The following is a 14,945-nucleotide window of genomic DNA, read 5'->3' on the forward strand; positions in this document are numbered from 1 at the left end:
CCGGGTCGAGACGGGTCAAGATCGGCATCAAGATTGCCCAGAGAGAGTACCGTTTCTGCCGGGAGATCTGGGGCACTCCCGCAATTGGCCGGGGTCGACCGGGAAAGGGAAACAGCCAAGTGGCGGACAAGACGAACCAGACGATTTACATCGACGCGGATCCAGCTGAGGTGATGAAGGCGATCGCCGACATCGAGTCCTACCCGGACTGGATCAATGAATACAAGGAAGTCGAAGTCCTCGAGGCCACCGACGACGGCTATCCCAAGAAGGCGCGGATGCTGATGGACGCGGGGATCTTCAAAGACACGCTGATCATGAATTACCAGTGGCCGGCCGACCGTGAGTCGCTGAGTTGGACACTGGAATCCAGCTCGCTGCTCAAGTCGCTCGAGGGCTCGTACCTCCTGGCGCCCAAGGGTTCTGGCACCGACGTCACCTACGAGCTGGCGGTGGACCTGGCCGTTCCCATGATCGGGATGCTCAAGCGCAAAGCCGAACGCAGGCTGATCGACGGCGCACTGAAGGATCTGAAGAAACGAGTCGAGGGCTGAGTGATTCCGTTCCGCCTACCGCGGCCCGGATCAGCCTCTTTGTCGGCAAGGGCGGGGTAGGGAAATCCACCCTGGCGTCCGCGACCGCGGTTTGCGATGCCAGCGGTGGTCAGCGCGTGCTCGTGGTGTCCACCGACCAGGCCCACTCGCTGGGTGACGTCCTGGGCGTCCCGGTTCCGCCGACCGGTCACGGCGAGCCCGTCCGGGTGCACGCCGACGATTCGCAGGCCGGTGGCGGTTACCTGGACGCACTGGCGCTGGACACCCTGGCACTGCTCGAGGACCGCTGGCGCGAGGTCGTCGGCGCGCTGGACGCCCGCTTCCCCGAATCCGAGCTGAGTCGCATTGCGCCAGAAGAACTTTCGGCGCTGCCCGGGATTCAGGAAGTCCTCGGGTTGCACGCCGTCGGCGAGCTCGCGATGTCCGGTCGTTGGGATCGCATCATCGTCGACTGCGCCTCGACGGCCGACGCGCTGCGGATGTTGACGCTGCCGGCCACGTTCGGGCTGTATGCCGAACGCGCGTGGCCGCGCCACCGCCGGCTCAGCATCGGCGTCGACGACCCGCGCTCGGCCGCGGTGGTGCAGCTGCTGGAACGGACCAGCGCCACGGTAGATCGGCTCAGCTCGCTGCTCACCGACGGCGACCTGGTCAGCGCGCACCTGGTGCTCACGCCGGAGCGGGTGGTCGCCGCCGAAGCGGCCCGCACGCTGGGATCGTTGGCGCTGATGGGTGTGCGGGTCGAGGAGTTGCTGGTCAATCAGGTGCTGGTGCGCGACGAAACCTACGAATACAGCAGCTTGCCCGACCACCCCGCGTTCTACTGGTACGCCGAACGGATCGCCGAGCAACGCGCGGTGCTCGAAGAACTCGACGCCACCATCGGCGATGTCGCGCTGGTGCTGGTGCCGCACCAGGCGGGCGAGCCGATCGGGCCCAAAGCGCTGGGAGGCCTGCTCGACAGCACCCGCCGGCGCCGCGGTGCGGCCCCGCCCGGGCCGCTGCACCCGGTGGTCGACCTCGAGTCCGGGACGGGATTGGAGTCCGTCTACCGGCTGCGGCTGTCGCTGCCCCAACTCGATGCCGGATCGCTGGCCCTGGGCCGTTCCGATGACGACCTGATCATCAGCGCGGGCGGTATGCGGCGCCGGGTTCGGTTAGCCTCGGTGCTGCGCCGGTGTACGGTGCTGGACGCGCATCTGCGGGGCAGTGAATTGACCGTTCGTTTTCAACCCGATCCGGAGGTATGGCCGAAGTGAGTAAGGCTCATACCGATGTCGGCCCCGAGCTGCGCAGACTGGCCCAGGCGATTCTGGACGGAATCGACCCGGCCGTGCGGGCGGCGGCCGGCATGGCGGTCGGTGGCGCACCCGGCAAGTGCCAGCAGGTCTGGTGTCCGGTGTGCGCGCTGGCGGCGGTCCTCAACGGGGAGCAGCACCCGTTGGTGACGGTCATCGCCGATCACAGCGTCGCCCTGCTGCAAGTGATTCAGTCCATCGTCGACGACATCGATCGTTCGGCGGCGCCGGAGGACGACGCCGCCGAAGACGGCGGGGGTGACCCCCCCGCCCCGGCCGCGAACGGCAAGGCCACCGCCAAGACGGGTTACCAGGCCATCCCCGTTACGCTGCAGGAGTGAGCCGGCACCGGGCCGGGTCTCGCGAGGTGGTCGCGGCCAGCGCGGGTGGGTACAGTTGGCGCAGACACCAACTGGTGTGGGCGAGAGGGAGGGCCAATGTGGTACTACCTGTTTAAGTACGTCCTCCTGGGCCCATTGCTGTCCTTGATCGGTCGCCCCAAAGTCGAAGGGCTGCACCACGTTCCGAGTTCCGGTCCGGCGATCCTGGCCAGCAATCACCTGGCGGTGATGGACAGTTTCTTCCTGCCGCTGGTAGTGCGGCGCAGAATCACTTTCCTCGCCAAGTCCGAATACTTCACCGGTACCGGGATCAAGGGCTGGTTCAATCGCTGGTTCTACACCGCCGTCGGACAGGTGCCGATCGACCGCACCGACTCTGAAGCCGCGCAGGCCGCACTGAACACCGCCGAGCAAGTGCTGGGTCAGGGCAAGTTGCTGGGCATGTATCCGGAGGGCACCCGCTCACCGGACGGGCGGCTCTACAAGGGCAAAACCGGCCTGGCGCGATTGGCCCTGCAGACCGGCGTCCCCGTCATCCCGGTCGCGATGATCGGCACCGATGTGGTGAACCCGCCCGGCACCACCATGCTGCGTTTCGGCCGGGTCACCGTCCGCTTCGGCAAGCCGATGGACTTCTCCCGGTTCGACGGCCTGGCCGGAAACCATTTCATCGAGCGCGCCGTCATCGACGAGGTGATGTACGAACTGATGGGCCTATCTGGCCAGGAGTACGTCGACATCTACGCCGCCAGCGTCAAGAACGGCAGCGCCGAAGACGGTGACGCAGAGGGCGCCAAACCGGAATCTTCGGTCGCCGCGCGAATCCCCGAGACCGCCGCCGGTTGAAGGCCGCTTGACGGCGGGCCGCGTTAAGCGGCCGCTACGGGTGTGCGTTCGCGCGGTGTCGAGCGCGTCGGCACAACCGCCGCGGTGACCGTCACGCCGGCGACCACGATGACGGCCAGCGCCCACCAGACGTAGGACATGCCCAGTAGCTGACGCCACCAGTTCGCCGTCGTCTCATGGTGCTTGGGCAGCAGGTCAATCGGCGACCAGTGCATCAAGGCCAGGCCAGCCACGGTGAGCACGCCCAGCGCAACGTTGCGGCGGCGCCAGGCCAGCACCCCGGTCACCAGGACCGCCGGCAACATCCACACCCAGTGGTGCGACCAGGACACCGGCGAAACCACCAGGCCGAACAGCGCGACGCAGATCACCGCCAGCGTCGGCTCGCCGGCTTTGAGGACCCGGCGCATCGCCCAGATGGTCGCGGCCAGCACCACCAGGCAGGCGAGCACCCAGAGCGGAAAACGCTCGTGCTGATCCAGCCCCAACCGGGCCAGCGAGCCCGCGATGTTCTGGTCGGTGTTCAGCGCCGCCTCACCGATGCGGTCGGTGTGCTGCAGCGTCTTCGTCCAGTACTCCCACGAGTCCTGCCAGGCCAGCGCGAAGCCCAGCACCGTCGCCCCCGCGAAACTCGCCACTGACGTCAGGGCGGCCCGGTTGTCGCGGCGCAGCAGGAAGTACAGCAGGAACACCGCCGGGGTGAGCTTGAGCGCGATCCCCAGCCCTAGCAGCAGACCCCGCGGCCAGGGCGTGCGACGGGGGAAGCAGTCGGCGATCACCAACGTCATCAACACGGCGTTGATCTGGCCGAAGGCGAAGTTGGACGCGATCGGTTCCAGCCAGATCGACGCGGGCGCGACGATCACGACGGCAAGCCACGCGCGGCGCAGCCATGCCGGACCGGGCAGCAGCCTCGAGTCGGCCCACACGTCGAGCCGGGTCAACACGATCATCGTCGACACCAGGAGGACCACCAACGTCAGCGCGGTGATCACCACGCTGGCGACGGGCATGCCCATCCAGGCGAACGGACTGAACGCGATCGCGGCCAGCGGGGGGTAGGTGAACGGAAGATCCACGATGGGTGTGTGGAACATCACGTTGCCGGTGTACAGCGGGCGCCCGTCCAGCCACGCCCGCCCGCCCATCTGATACACGTCGATGTCGATGCGATACGGAATGTGGCCGAACAACTGCCAGCACGTGTAGGTCAGTGCCAGGGCGGCAAGCAGCCAGAGCAGGCACCATAGCGAAACCCGCCCGAGTCGACTGGCCACCCCGGGCGACCGCAATTTACTCATGTCTACTCATTTTCAGGAGACAGCCTAATCGTTATTTGGGCTTGTTTTGCCCGCGCAGCGCGGCTTGCGGGTGTGGCGCGCCGGTCGGGCGTAGGTTTTTTTGAGTGCACCACTGGTTGCAGCACGACATCATCGACCGCGGCCGGCTGCCGCTGCTGTGTTGTCTGGTCGCCTTCATCCTGACGTTTTTCGTCACGCGGTCGTGTGTGCGCTTCATTCGTCACCGGGCCGACCGCAACCGTCCGGCCCGGTGGTGGCAGCCGCGGAATATCCACGTCGGCGCTGTGCACATCCACCATGTGGCGTTCGGGGTGGTGCTGGTGATGCTGTCCGGGCTGACCCTGGTGACCCTGGCGGTCAACGGTCAGCAACCTCAACTCACGCTGGCGGCAATACTTTTCGGAGTCGGCGCGGCGCTGGTGCTGGACGAGTACGCACTGATCCTGCACCTGTCCGATGTCTACTGGGAGGAAGACGGCCGCAGTTCGGTGGATGCGGTGTTCGCCGCGATCGCGGTAGCCGGGTTGTTGATGCTGGGCCTGCACCCGCTGATGTTCGTGCTGCCCATCCGCTACGACGGTGACTGGTTGACGCTGCAGAGCACGCTGGCCTCCGCGCTCGTGTTCACCCTGCCGTTGGCGGTGATCGTGCTGCTCAAGGGCAAGGTTTGGACCGGGCTGCTGGGCATGTTCATCGTGGTGCTGCTGATCGTCGGTGCGGTGCGGTTGTCCCGTCCGCACGCCCCGTGGGCGCGGTGGCGTTACACCGCCCGGCCGGCGAAGATGCGGCGCGCGCTGGCACGCGAACGCAGATGGCGGCGCCCGGTGGTGCAGGCCAAGCTGTGGCTGCAGGGCGCGATCGCCGGCACTCCGCGGCTGCCCGACGAGCGCACCGTGGATGCGCAGCTGGATCTCGAGGTGCACCCCGCGCCGCCGCCCGACAGCACCGGGCCCATCCCGATCGGGGGCTAGTAGGGGGCGCGAGGAGACGCAAAAGCCCCCGGGAGCGAACGCTCCACGGGGCTTTTGCGTCTCCTCGCGCAACGGGCGCAACTAAGCTGCGGCGGTGCGGTACTTCTACGACACCGAATTTATCGAGGACGGCCGCACCATCGAGTTGATCTCGATCGGGGTGGTCGCCGAGGACGGGCGGGAGTACTACGCCGTGTCCTCGGAGTTCGACCCCGGCCGAGCCGGCAACTGGGTGCGGGCCCACGTCCTGCCCAAACTGCCGTCGCCGTCGTCCCAGCTGTGGCGCTCGCGCCGGCGGATCCGCGCCGATCTGGAACAGTTCCTGGGCGTCAACGGCTCGGAGCCCATCGAGCTGTGGGCCTGGCTGGGCGCTTACGACCACGTGGTTCTGTGCCAGCTGTGGGGGACGATGCCTCAGCTGCCGAAAGCGATCCCCAGATTCACCCGGGAACTGCGCCAATTGTGGGAAGACCGGGGATCCCCGCGGCTGCCGCCCAGATCCGCCGATGCGCACGACGCGTTGGTCGATGCCCGGGATCAGTTGCGCCGCTTCCAGATAATCAACTCCCTGGACGGCGCGGGCTAGCGGCGTTCGCCCTGATCAGCCGCGAACGGCCACAGTTACCATGGACCGATGAACTGGACCGTCGACATTCCGATCGACCAGCTGCCGCCGCTGCCGCCGCTGCCTGCTGACCTGCGGGCGCAGCTCGACGCCGCACTGGCCAAGCCGGCCGCCCAGCAGCCGAGCTGGGACGCCGACGAAGCGGCGGCGATGCGCAAGGTGCTCGAAAGTGTGCCGCCGGTGACGGTGCCGTCGGAGATCGTCCGGCTGCAGGAACAGCTCGCGCAGGTCGCCAGGGGCGAGGCGTTCCTGCTGCAAGGCGGTGACTGCGCCGAGACCTTCACCGACAACACCGAACCCCACATCCGCGGCAACATCCGCACCCTGTTGCAGATGGCCGTGGTGCTCACCTACGGCGCCAGCATGCCGGTGGTGAAGGTGGCCCGTATCGCGGGGCAGTACGCCAAGCCACGGTCGGCCGACATCGACGCGCTGGGTTTGAAGTCCTACCGCGGCGACATGATCAACGGCTTCGCGCCCGACGCCGCGGTCCGCGCCCACGACCCGTCGCGGCTGGTACGGGCCTACGCCAACGCCAGCGCCGCGATGAACCTGGTGCGGGCGCTGACGTCGTCGGGCTTCTCTTCGCTGCACCTGGCGCACGACTGGAACCGGGAGTTTGTGCGCACGTCACCGGCCGGCGCGCGGTACGAGGCCCTGGCATCCGAGATCGACCGCGCGCTGCGGTTCATGAGCGCCTGCGGGGTGGCCGACCGTAACCTGCAGACCGCCGAGATCTACGCCAGCCACGAGGCTCTGGTCCTGGACTACGAGCGCTCCATGCTCCGGTTGTCTGACGACCCCGATGTGGAAGGCGGGGAACCGAAACTCTACGACCTGTCGGCGCACACCGTCTGGATCGGCGAGCGCACCCGCCAGCTCGACGGCGCCCACCTGGCGTTCGCCGAGGTGATTGCCAACCCGATCGGCGTCAAGATCGGTCCGACCATGACCCCCGAGCTGGCCGTCGAATACGTCGAGCGCCTGGATCCGCACAACAAGCCGGGCCGGCTGACCCTGGTGAGCCGGCTGGGCAACAACAAGGTGCGTGACGTGCTGCCCCCGATCATCGAGAAGGTGCAAGCGGCGGGCCACCAGGTGATCTGGCAGTGCGACCCGATGCACGGCAACACCCACGAATCGTCGACGGGCTACAAGACTCGCCACTTCGACCGCATCGTCGACGAGGTGCAGGGCTTTTTCGAGGTGCACCGCGCACTGGGCACCCACCCGGGCGGCATCCACGTCGAGATCACCGGCGAGAACGTGACCGAATGCCTCGGTGGGGCACAAGACATCTCGGACACCGATTTGGGCGGTCGGTACGAGACGGCGTGTGATCCCCGGCTGAACACCCAGCAGTCGCTGGAGCTGGCCTTTTTGGTCGCGGAGATGCTGCGCGACTAAAGAGCGACTAGAGCAGCGTGCTCAGGTGCACGCCGATCGTCCACCCGGCGGTCGCCACCAACCCGGTCAGCGTCACCACCACGGCCATCCAGATCAGCACCATCCGGCGGCCGTGCTGGCGCGCCCAGACGAATTCGTCGAGGGATATCCCGGCGAATTCACCTGAGTGCCCGACGTATTCGTCGTCCGTCTCGTCGAAGGCGTCCGGTGGCGCCGGCGCCGCGGAGTCGGACTCCCCGGGTTCGCGGGTGAACTGACGGGTCGGGTTCGGGGCCGGGCGCGCAGTCATCCGGCTGTGCTCCAGCGCCCGGTGCTGAGCGGAGTTGCGCGGCGCCGGAACCCGGAAGTCCGGCAATCCCAACTCCTCGACGATCGATTCCAGGTCAGCGGCCATCTCGATCGCATCGGCATACCGTTGTGACGCGTCGCGGGCGGTGGCGCACGCCACGAATTCGTCGAGTTGTGTTGGCACACCGTCGATTACGGAGCTCGGCGGCGGCACATCGTTATCCAGCCGTTGATAGGCGACCGACAACGCGGTGTCGCCGGTGAACGGAGGGTGCCCGGTGAGCAGCTCATAGGTGAGGATTCCGACCGAGTAGACGTCGCTGCGCGGACCCGCGTTGCCGTCGCGGACCTGCTCGGGCGACAGGTACGCCGCGGTGCCCAGAATCACACTGGCCGACGTGATTCCGGCGGCGGCGACGGCGCGGACCAGCCCGAAATCGGCGATCTTGACCTCGCCGTCGTCGGAGATCAGCACGTTCTCCGGCTTGACGTCACGGTGTACCAGCCCGGCCCGGTGCGCGGCCGCCAGCCCGCCCAGAACCGGGCGCAGTACCGCCGCCACGGCGTGGGGCGGCATCGGACCGCGCTCGGCCAGCAGTTCGCGCAGGGTGCCGCCCTCTACGAGTTCCATCACCAGAAATGGGTGCCTGCCGTCCTGGCCCTGGTCGTAGACCGCGACCAGGCCCGGATTCTTCAGCCGGGCGACGGTGCGCGCCTCGAGCTGGAAGCGGTGCAGGAACTGCTGATCGCCGGCGTAGCGGGAATCCATCACCTTCAGCGCGACCGGGCGGTCCAGTCGCGTGTCGAGGCCCCGGTAGACGGTTGAGGTGCCGCCGCTGCCGATTTTCGCCTGCACCAGGTACCGGCCATCCAGCAAGGTGTTGTCCAACGGGTCCCCTCCAACCACGGAGGCCATCGTAGGTGGACGGCGCGATTTGATCGCAGAACGCGCAGACTTGCCCGGCCGGCAAGTTCTAGACTGACGTCGTGGGCAGCATCCCGGCCGGCGACGATGTTCTGGATCCCGACGAGCCAACCTACGACCTGTCCCGGGTCGCCGAACTGCTCGGCATCTCGGTGAGCAAGGTCCTGCAGCAGCTGAGGGAAGGTCACCTGGTCGCGGTGCGCCGCGACGGTGGCGTGGTGGTGCCGCAGGTGTTCTTCACCAACGCCGGCCAGGTGGTCAAGAGCCTGCCGGGCCTGTTGACGATCCTGCACGACGGCGGCTACCACGAAACCGAGATCGTGCGCTGGCTGTTCACCCCCGACCCGTCGCTCACCGTCACCCGCGACGGCTCGCGCGATGCGTTGAACAATGCCCGCCCGGTGGATGCGCTGCACGCCCATCAGGCCCGCGAGGTGGTGCGGCGCGCCCAGGCTATGGCGTACTGACCGCCGCTGCGTCCGCCCCGGGGTCTGTCTCGGGGTCCGCATCGCGCGCCGGCTCCCGGTACAGCGAATACCAGGCCAGCACCGCGAAAGCGGTCGCCAGCCCGACGTGCAGCCAGGAATACATGCCGTGTGATCCGTCGGGCTTGAAGATGACCATGATCCACGTCGAGAAACCCGCGATCGCCGCCATCGCCCGACGGGACTGGGCCAGCGGGGCAAGCACCGCCAGTGGCCAGGAGTAGTACCACGGCAGGGCGGCGGGAACGAACAACACCACGATCACCATCACCCAGAAGATGCCCAGCAGCGCGTCGCGGTCGTCGCGGCGGAAGCGCCACCACAACACCGGCAGGGACACCAGGATGACCACGATCCCGATCAGCCGGGCGATCCGCAGCACGGTGTAGAACTGCACCGCGAACAGGCCGCTGGTGAAAGCGTGAATCAGGTTTGCCGCGGCGGTCGGGACGGTCAGCCAGTTGATGATCTTCACCGAACCGGCCAGCGCGGTCAGCCAGCCCAGCCCCACCCCGGCCACCAGCGACAGCACGGCGAAGCCGACGACACAGATCGCCAGCGACGCCAGCACCGCCGCCCCGAACGCGCGGACGGGCCGCCAGCCGCGATCCTCCCGCAGATGACGCATCCACACCCAGCACAGGAATGGCAGCGCCAGCCCCGCGGTGGCTTTCACCGCGATCGCAATGGTGAGCAGGGTGATTCCGGCGACGTGGTGGCGTTGCAGGGTGAGCGCGATGCCCGCGGCCATCAGGCCCACCATCAGCATTTCGTTGTGGACGCCGCCCATCAGATGGATGAGCACCAGCGGGTTCAGCACGCAGATCCACAGCGCCTTCGCGCCGTCGGTGCCCAGATGATTGGCCAGCCGGGGGGCGGCCCAGATCAACAGTGCCAAGCCGGGCAGCATGCTCAGTCGCAGCAGCATTGTGCCGGCGACCACGTTGTTGCCGACGATCATCGTGACCACCTTGGCCACCAGGATGAACGCTGGACCGTAGGGCGCGGTGGTGATGGTCCAGATGGGTGAGACGTCGTCCAGCAGCGCGTTGGGGTTACCGACCGGCCCGACCGCATAGGGGTCCAGGCCGTCGCGTAGCAGCGCGCCCTGCGCGAGATACGAGTAGGTGTCGCGGCTGAACACCGGCACCGACAACAGCAGGGGCGCCAGCCAGAACGCGGTGGTGGCTCGCATGGTGAACTCGGTCGCCGCACCGGCCAGGCACTGCCGGCCCAGCCGCAGCCAGGCGATCAGCATCAGCCCGACGCCGAGCCACAGCAGGATCGACGACAACACCAGACCGTGCCCGAATCGCATCCAGGACAGGTGCAGCGACTCCAGTAGCGGGTCGTGCTGACGGGTGCTGCCGGCGCCCAGGCCGCCGGCGGTGATCAGCACCGCGCCCACGAAGCCGAGTCGGGCGGGCCCACCCTCGGCGGCGGTGGCGAACGCGCGCAACTTCGAAAGGCGTTGGCGGTAAGGCTCTTTGGTGACTGGCATGGGTCAGGCGGTCCGGTCGGTCGCCCGGCGGGCCAGTTCGGACAATCCCGCTTTGGCGGTCGCGTTGATCGGCGCGGCGGACAACGTCGCCAGTGCGCGCTCGGTGAGCTCGCCGATGCGGTTCTCCGAGGCGGCCAGGGCGCCCAGGTCTTCGATCACCGTGCGAAGTTCACGTACCTGCGCATCGGTCAACTCGGTCCCGATCGAGGTGCGCAACAGCTCGGCCGCCACCGGGTCTGATTCGTCGGCCAATCTGGTGGCCTCGGCCAGCAACACGGTGCGCTTGCCCGAGCGCAGGTCGTCACCGGAGGGTTTGCCCGTCACCGCGGGGTCGCCGAACACGCCGAGCACGTCGTCGCGAAGCTGGAATGCCACCCCGAGGTCGGTCCCGAATTGCTGGAAGGCCGCCAGCACGTCGGGTCGGTCGGCAGCGGCTGCCGCTCCCAGCTGCAATGGTCGAGACACCGTATACGAGGCGGTTTTGTAGGTGGCGACGGCCATGGCTGATGCGACCGCCTCGGCGGCCGAGGCCGCCGGTGCGGCCTCCGCGACGATGTCGAGGAACTGGCCGCCTAGCACCTCGGTGCGGATATCCGACCAGACACGTTCGACGCGTTGCCGGGCCGCAGGGCACAGGCCGGCCCGGGAGATGACGTCGTTTGCCCAGGCGTGCGCGATGTCACCGAGCAGGATCGCCGCGGACAATCCGAACTGCTCGGCTGCGCCGTGCCAGTTCCGGTCGCGATGCAGGGCCGCGAAATGTACGTGGGCGGTCGGCCTACCGCGACGCGTCGCGGAGGCGTCGATCACATCGTCGTGGATCAGCGCAAACGCGTGCAGCAACTCCAGCGCCCCGAACAGCAGCAGCGCATCCGGATCGGGTGCCTCGGTGCTCACCGCGTCCCAACCCCAGTACGCGAAGACCGGACGGATCCGCTTGCCGCCACTGAGCACGAAGTCTTCGAGCCAGCCGGTCAACGTGTCGTAGTCGTCGCCGAGATAAGCGGCTTCGGTGCGTCGGTGGTGCACATACCGTCGCAGCTGTTCGGTGATGGCGCCGGCCGCCTCGACGGTTGCCGATGCTTCCAGGCTCACCGGAGGTGCCCCTTTCTGCTCGGCGTGCTTCTGGCCCGACAGTGTATGCCGCCCCGTTGCCGGTGGCCCGCCGGCGACCCCAGCTGGTTCGGTCGCGCCGACCGTCGCCCCTATGCTGTCGTGGTGGCCCGGCAGCGGGCATCGGGGGGTAGCCGCAGTCGGAACCATAGGGAGAAGGAGCCGTGACGCTCAACACCATCGCGCTGGAGCTGGTGCCGCCGAACGTGGACGGGGGTCCGGAAAAGGCGGCCGATGACGCGCAGAAAGTGGTGCGCTACTCGGCTGAGTCGGGGCTCGACGGGCGCATCCGGCACGTCATGATCCCCGGCATGATTGCCGAGGACGACGATCGTCCGGTGCCGATGAAGCCCAAGATGGACGTCCTGGACTTCTGGTCGATCATCCGGCCACAGCTGCCCGGCATGCACGGCTTGTGCACCCAGGTCACGGCGTTCATGGACGAAGCGTCCCTGGGCAAGCGCCTGGCCGAGCTGACCGACGCCGGCATGGAGGGAGTGGTGTTCGTCGGGGTGCCGCGCACCATGAACGACGGAGAGGGCTCCGGCGTCGCACCGACCGACGCGCTGTCGATCTACCGCGACGCGGTGACTAACCGTGGGGTGATCGTGATCCCTACCCGGGAAGGCGAGCAGGGCCGGTTCAACTTCAAGTGCAACCAGGGCGCGACCTACGGGATGACCCAGTTGCTGTATTCCGACGCGATCGTGGATTTTCTGGCCCAGTTCGCCAAAGAGACCGATCACCGGCCGGAGATTCTGCTGTCGTTCGGTTTCGTGCCGAAGATGGAAACCCGCGTGGGCCTGATCCACTGGCTGATTCAGGATCCAGGCAACGCGGCGGTGGCCGGCGAACAGGACTTCGTCAGGCAGCTGGCCGGCAGCGAACCTGAGCAGAAGCGCCGGCTGCTGGTGGATCTGTACAAGCGGGTGGTCGACGGAGTGGCCGACCTGGGCTTCCCGCTGAGCATCCACTTCGAGGCGACGTACGGGGTGTCCGCTCCGGCGTTCGAGACGTTCGCGGAGATGCTCGCCTACTGGGCGCCCGACCGGGCCTAACCGATTGTCGCGACCCGCAGCGACCGGCTACCCCGCTCTTGCGATCGCGATTAGCCGGACGTCGTCTGATCGCCCGAGGCGGTGAACCGCGGTGAGCGGTCGCGGCTGATCCACGCCAGCAACGCCACCACTCCGGCGGCCGCGAACGAGGCGATGCCCAGCCAGATTCCGGCCCCGGTGAACGACCGGGTGTTGGGATCGGTGTAGCGGGCCTGCGCGGTCATGGTGCTGACGACGCCCGGTTTGAGCTTCCACTGCACCACTTCGGGTTCGATCCGGTCGCCGTTGGTGGAGGTGACCGTGCCGGGGAACGCGACGGTCAACTCGACGTCGGCGTCCGGGTCGGTCAGCGAGGTCAGGTCGGCCCGGCCCTCCAGGATCACCAGGTTGCCGTTACGGCGCAGCGACAGGTTCACCCCGGCGGCGTCGGGGTTCATGTGGGCCAGCTGCGGCAACTCGGCGAACGTCAGGTCGGAGAACACGGCCTGCGAGCCCACATAGCCGTCGCTGTCGTAGTTGGAGACGGCGACCTTCTGACTGAAGGGCAGGTTCGTGTCGAGCTGTGGGCCGGTGTCCTTGTTGTTCTTGGGTTTGGCCGCGGCGATGATCTCGCCGGACACCTGATCGTCGGGAGAGATCGTCAACGACGCCCGCACGCGCAGGCATCCGGTGGCCAGGGGCACCAGCATCAGCAGCATCAGGATGGCCAGTGCCTGGCGCTTTCTGGCGCCGATCGTTCGGCGTCCGCGGGCTGGAAGCGGGGGAGAACTGGCTGGCACCAGGTCATCGTGCCAGACCGGGGGTGACGCATGGGCGAGCTGTCCGGCTAAAGGGGCAGCGCGCGGCCCAGAATCGCGAAGGGCCGCGGATCGCCGGCGAAGTAGTAGCCGCGGATGACGTCGGTGAAACCCAGCCGCCGGTACAGGCGCCAGGCACGGTTGGCCTCGCCGTTGTTCTCCGGCGTGGACAGCAGCACATTGTTCTCGTCGCGGCCCGCCAGCAGGCGTCGGGTCAGCGCCTCGCCGAGGCCACGCCCTTGGGCGCGGGGATGGATGTGCAGCTCGGTCAACTCGAAATAGCTGTTCATCAGCCGGTCGATGGCGTGCGGCGGGAAGCCGCTGCGCTGTAATCCCAGGACTACCTGCTGTTGCCACCACTGGCCGGGGGCCCCGGGGTAACCGTAGGCGATGCCGACCAGCGGTGCGCTGCGCAGCTCGGCCTCCGACGGTCCGCCGGAATTGACCCCCGCGTCCTCGGTGGCGACCTCGACGGCAGCGACCGCCTTCCAGCCCGGCCGCCGGGTGTGCTCCAACCACATTCCGGCCCGCTGGTTCTCGGTGCCTTTGGGGTAGCGCATCGCGTCGACGTAGACGCCCAGAGCGTCGCCGAGGCGGCGCGTCATTTCTCTGGCCGGCAAATCGATGAGGAATGTCGCCAACTTGCGGTGTCCTTTTCATCGGCTGCGGATGAGCTCCGGGTGGTTCCAGTATCGGACGCGCCGTTCGGGTGGCCGCGACGGGGCGCGCGACGGCCGGTGTGACTGGTCGCACCATCGTGTCCTCGCAGCCGATCACGTCGCAGTGCCGCAACCGGGATAGAATCGCCTGCGAACCAGTGGTACGGCACAGATTGACCTCGTATCATTGGGGTTAGTTGCCCAAACGAATGGGCAGGCGCGTGCTATCAGTGGCTACGTGACAATGTTTCGGCAAGGAGGGACGAATGCCACTCTCCGATCATGAGCAGCGAATGCTCGATCAGATCGAGAGCGCTCTCTATGCCGAGGATCCAAAGTTTGCGTCCAGCGTGCGCGGCGGCGGCTTCCGCGCGCCCACCGCGCGCCGGCGTCTACAGGGCACTGCGTTGTTCGTCGTGGGCCTGGCCATGCTGGTTTCCGGCGTGGCGTTCAAAGCCACGATGATCGGAAGTTTCCCGATTCTCAGCGTGTTCGGCTTCGTGGTGATGTTCGGTGGTGTGGTTTATGCAGTCACCGGCCGGCGGTTGTCCGGCCGGCCGGACCACAGCGCCCCGACGGCAGGTTCGTCGCGGCAGCGTCGGTCCAAGGGTTCAGGCGGTTCCTTCACCAGTCGCATGGAGGACCGGTTCCGCCGTCGGTTCGACGAGTAGGTCAACGCGTAAGGACTCGACGGGGTAGCCCCATCGGCTGCCCCGTTTTGCTATTTGCACCCCCGGTCCTTGACGGTCGCAGACTCGGCCGCTTCGACACGCTGA

At 67.5% G+C, this 14,945-nt stretch carries 16 protein-coding genes; 10 read left to right on the forward strand and 6 right to left on the reverse strand.

Annotated features, from left to right (window positions below):
- Nucleotides 1–119: 119 nt before the first annotated feature.
- The 4 genes from AWC08_RS25665 (at nt 120) to AWC08_RS25680 (ending at nt 3,039) form a co-directional block, all read left to right on the forward strand.
- On the forward strand, nt 120–554 hold the full coding sequence (locus AWC08_RS25665) for an SRPBCC family protein (RefSeq protein ID WP_065133971.1): 435 nt from the start codon (nt 120–122) through the stop codon (nt 552–554).
- Complete coding sequence (locus tag AWC08_RS25670; RefSeq protein WP_083271222.1) at nt 551–1,813, forward strand: ArsA family ATPase; 1,263 nt, start codon at nt 551–553, stop codon at nt 1,811–1,813. Before AWC08_RS25665 ends, AWC08_RS25670 begins: the two co-directional genes overlap by 4 nt.
- The gene (locus AWC08_RS25675; protein ID WP_065133982.1) at nt 1,810–2,193 is read left to right on the forward strand and encodes a hypothetical protein; all 384 of its coding nucleotides are present in this window, start codon (nt 1,810–1,812) and stop codon (nt 2,191–2,193) included. The genes AWC08_RS25670 and AWC08_RS25675 overlap by 4 nt, the downstream gene beginning before the upstream one ends.
- Nucleotides 2,194–2,289: 96 nt before the next feature.
- Complete coding sequence (locus AWC08_RS25680; protein ID WP_065133973.1) at nt 2,290–3,039, forward strand: lysophospholipid acyltransferase family protein; 750 nt, start codon at nt 2,290–2,292, stop codon at nt 3,037–3,039.
- Nucleotides 3,040–3,062: 23 nt separating this feature from the next.
- Here AWC08_RS25680 and AWC08_RS25685 read toward each other — a convergent pair whose 3' ends face one another.
- Nucleotides 3,063–4,340 (reverse strand): glycosyltransferase 87 family protein, encoded by a 1,278-nt coding sequence (locus AWC08_RS25685; protein ID WP_065133974.1) that lies wholly within the window; start codon nt 4,338–4,340, stop codon nt 3,063–3,065.
- Between the two features lie 104 nt (nt 4,341–4,444).
- Between AWC08_RS25685 and AWC08_RS25690 the strand changes: the two genes are divergently transcribed.
- From AWC08_RS25690 to AWC08_RS25700, 3 genes are all read left to right on the forward strand, one after another.
- Entirely contained in the window at nt 4,445–5,311 is an 867-nt protein-coding gene (locus AWC08_RS25690; RefSeq protein WP_065133975.1) for a hypothetical protein, read from the forward strand.
- 94 nt (nt 5,312–5,405) lie between these two features.
- Nucleotides 5,406–5,897, forward strand: coding sequence for a polyadenylate-specific 3'-exoribonuclease AS (locus AWC08_RS25695; RefSeq protein ID WP_065133976.1), 492 nt, complete (start codon nt 5,406–5,408; stop codon nt 5,895–5,897).
- Between the two features lie 48 nt (nt 5,898–5,945).
- Nucleotides 5,946–7,343, forward strand: coding sequence for a class II 3-deoxy-7-phosphoheptulonate synthase (locus tag AWC08_RS25700; protein ID WP_065133977.1), 1,398 nt, complete (start codon nt 5,946–5,948; stop codon nt 7,341–7,343).
- Between the two features lie 7 nt (nt 7,344–7,350).
- On the opposite strand, the gene AWC08_RS25705 is transcribed toward AWC08_RS25700, so the two are convergent.
- Nucleotides 7,351–8,547 (reverse strand): protein kinase domain-containing protein, encoded by a 1,197-nt coding sequence (locus tag AWC08_RS25705; protein ID WP_065133978.1) that lies wholly within the window; start codon nt 8,545–8,547, stop codon nt 7,351–7,353.
- A 71-nt stretch (nt 8,548–8,618) separates the two neighbouring features.
- Between AWC08_RS25705 and AWC08_RS25710 the strand changes: the two genes are divergently transcribed.
- The gene (locus AWC08_RS25710; protein WP_065133979.1) at nt 8,619–9,023 is read left to right on the forward strand and encodes an Rv2175c family DNA-binding protein; all 405 of its coding nucleotides are present in this window, start codon (nt 8,619–8,621) and stop codon (nt 9,021–9,023) included.
- Here AWC08_RS25710 and AWC08_RS25715 read toward each other — a convergent pair.
- Both AWC08_RS25715 and idsA2 read right to left on the reverse strand, forming a co-directional pair.
- On the reverse strand, nt 9,010–10,542 hold the full coding sequence (locus AWC08_RS25715; RefSeq protein ID WP_069434176.1) for an alpha-(1->6)-mannopyranosyltransferase A: 1,533 nt from the start codon (nt 10,540–10,542) through the stop codon (nt 9,010–9,012). The two genes, AWC08_RS25710 and AWC08_RS25715, sit on opposite strands and share 14 nt — an antisense overlap.
- 3 nt (nt 10,543–10,545) lie before the next feature.
- A complete protein-coding gene (gene idsA2 / locus AWC08_RS25720; RefSeq protein WP_232007938.1) occupies nt 10,546–11,637 on the reverse strand; it encodes a bifunctional (2E,6E)-farnesyl/geranyl diphosphate synthase in 1,092 nt (363 codons plus the stop codon).
- 182 nt (nt 11,638–11,819) lie between these two features.
- Between idsA2 and AWC08_RS25725 the strand changes: the two genes are divergently transcribed.
- Nucleotides 11,820–12,713 carry a mycobacterial-type methylenetetrahydrofolate reductase gene (locus AWC08_RS25725; RefSeq protein ID WP_069434175.1) on the forward strand — a complete coding sequence of 298 codons (894 nt, stop codon included), beginning with the start codon at nt 11,820–11,822 and terminating at the stop codon, nt 12,711–12,713.
- A 50-nt stretch (nt 12,714–12,763) separates the two neighbouring features.
- Here AWC08_RS25725 and lppM read toward each other — a convergent pair whose 3' ends face one another.
- Both lppM and AWC08_RS25735 read right to left on the reverse strand, forming a co-directional pair.
- Nucleotides 12,764–13,411, reverse strand: coding sequence for a lipoprotein LppM (gene lppM, locus AWC08_RS25730; RefSeq protein ID WP_065135841.1), 648 nt, complete (start codon nt 13,409–13,411; stop codon nt 12,764–12,766).
- A 128-nt stretch (nt 13,412–13,539) separates the two neighbouring features.
- Nucleotides 13,540–14,151, reverse strand: a complete 612-nt coding sequence (locus tag AWC08_RS25735) for a GNAT family N-acetyltransferase (RefSeq protein ID WP_069434174.1) — start codon at nt 14,149–14,151, stop codon at nt 13,540–13,542.
- A gap of 284 nt (nt 14,152–14,435) precedes the next feature.
- Between AWC08_RS25735 and AWC08_RS25740 the strand changes: the two genes are divergently transcribed.
- Nucleotides 14,436–14,840 carry a DUF3040 domain-containing protein gene (locus AWC08_RS25740; protein ID WP_069434173.1) on the forward strand — a complete coding sequence of 135 codons (405 nt, stop codon included), beginning with the start codon at nt 14,436–14,438 and terminating at the stop codon, nt 14,838–14,840.
- Nucleotides 14,841–14,945 lie beyond the last annotated feature (105 nt).

It is taken from the genome of Mycobacterium gordonae (assembly GCF_002101675.1).
Lineage (GTDB): Bacteria > Actinomycetota > Actinomycetes > Mycobacteriales > Mycobacteriaceae > Mycobacterium > Mycobacterium gordonae.

What these genes read in the sequence shown, in the direction of transcription:
- AWC08_RS25680 (WP_065133973.1), top strand. Translation starts at nt 2,290, where the DNA reads ATGTGGTACTACCTGTTTAAGTACGTCCTCCTGGGCCCATTGCTGTCC.
- AWC08_RS25700 (WP_065133977.1), top strand. Translation starts at nt 5,946, where the DNA reads ATGAACTGGACCGTCGACATTCCGATCGACCAGCTGCCGCCGCTGCCG.
- lppM (WP_065135841.1), bottom strand. Translation starts at nt 13,411, where the DNA reads ATGCTGCTGATGCTGGTGCCCCTGGCCACCGGATGCCTGCGCGTGCGG.
- AWC08_RS25740 (WP_069434173.1), top strand. Translation starts at nt 14,436, where the DNA reads ATGCCACTCTCCGATCATGAGCAGCGAATGCTCGATCAGATCGAGAGC.
- AWC08_RS25685 (WP_065133974.1), bottom strand. Translation starts at nt 4,340, where the DNA reads ATGAGTAAATTGCGGTCGCCCGGGGTGGCCAGTCGACTCGGGCGGGTT.
- AWC08_RS25705 (WP_065133978.1), bottom strand. Translation starts at nt 8,547, where the DNA reads ATGGCCTCCGTGGTTGGAGGGGACCCGTTGGACAACACCTTGCTGGAT.
- AWC08_RS25715 (WP_069434176.1), bottom strand. Translation starts at nt 10,542, where the DNA reads ATGCCAGTCACCAAAGAGCCTTACCGCCAACGCCTTTCGAAGTTGCGC.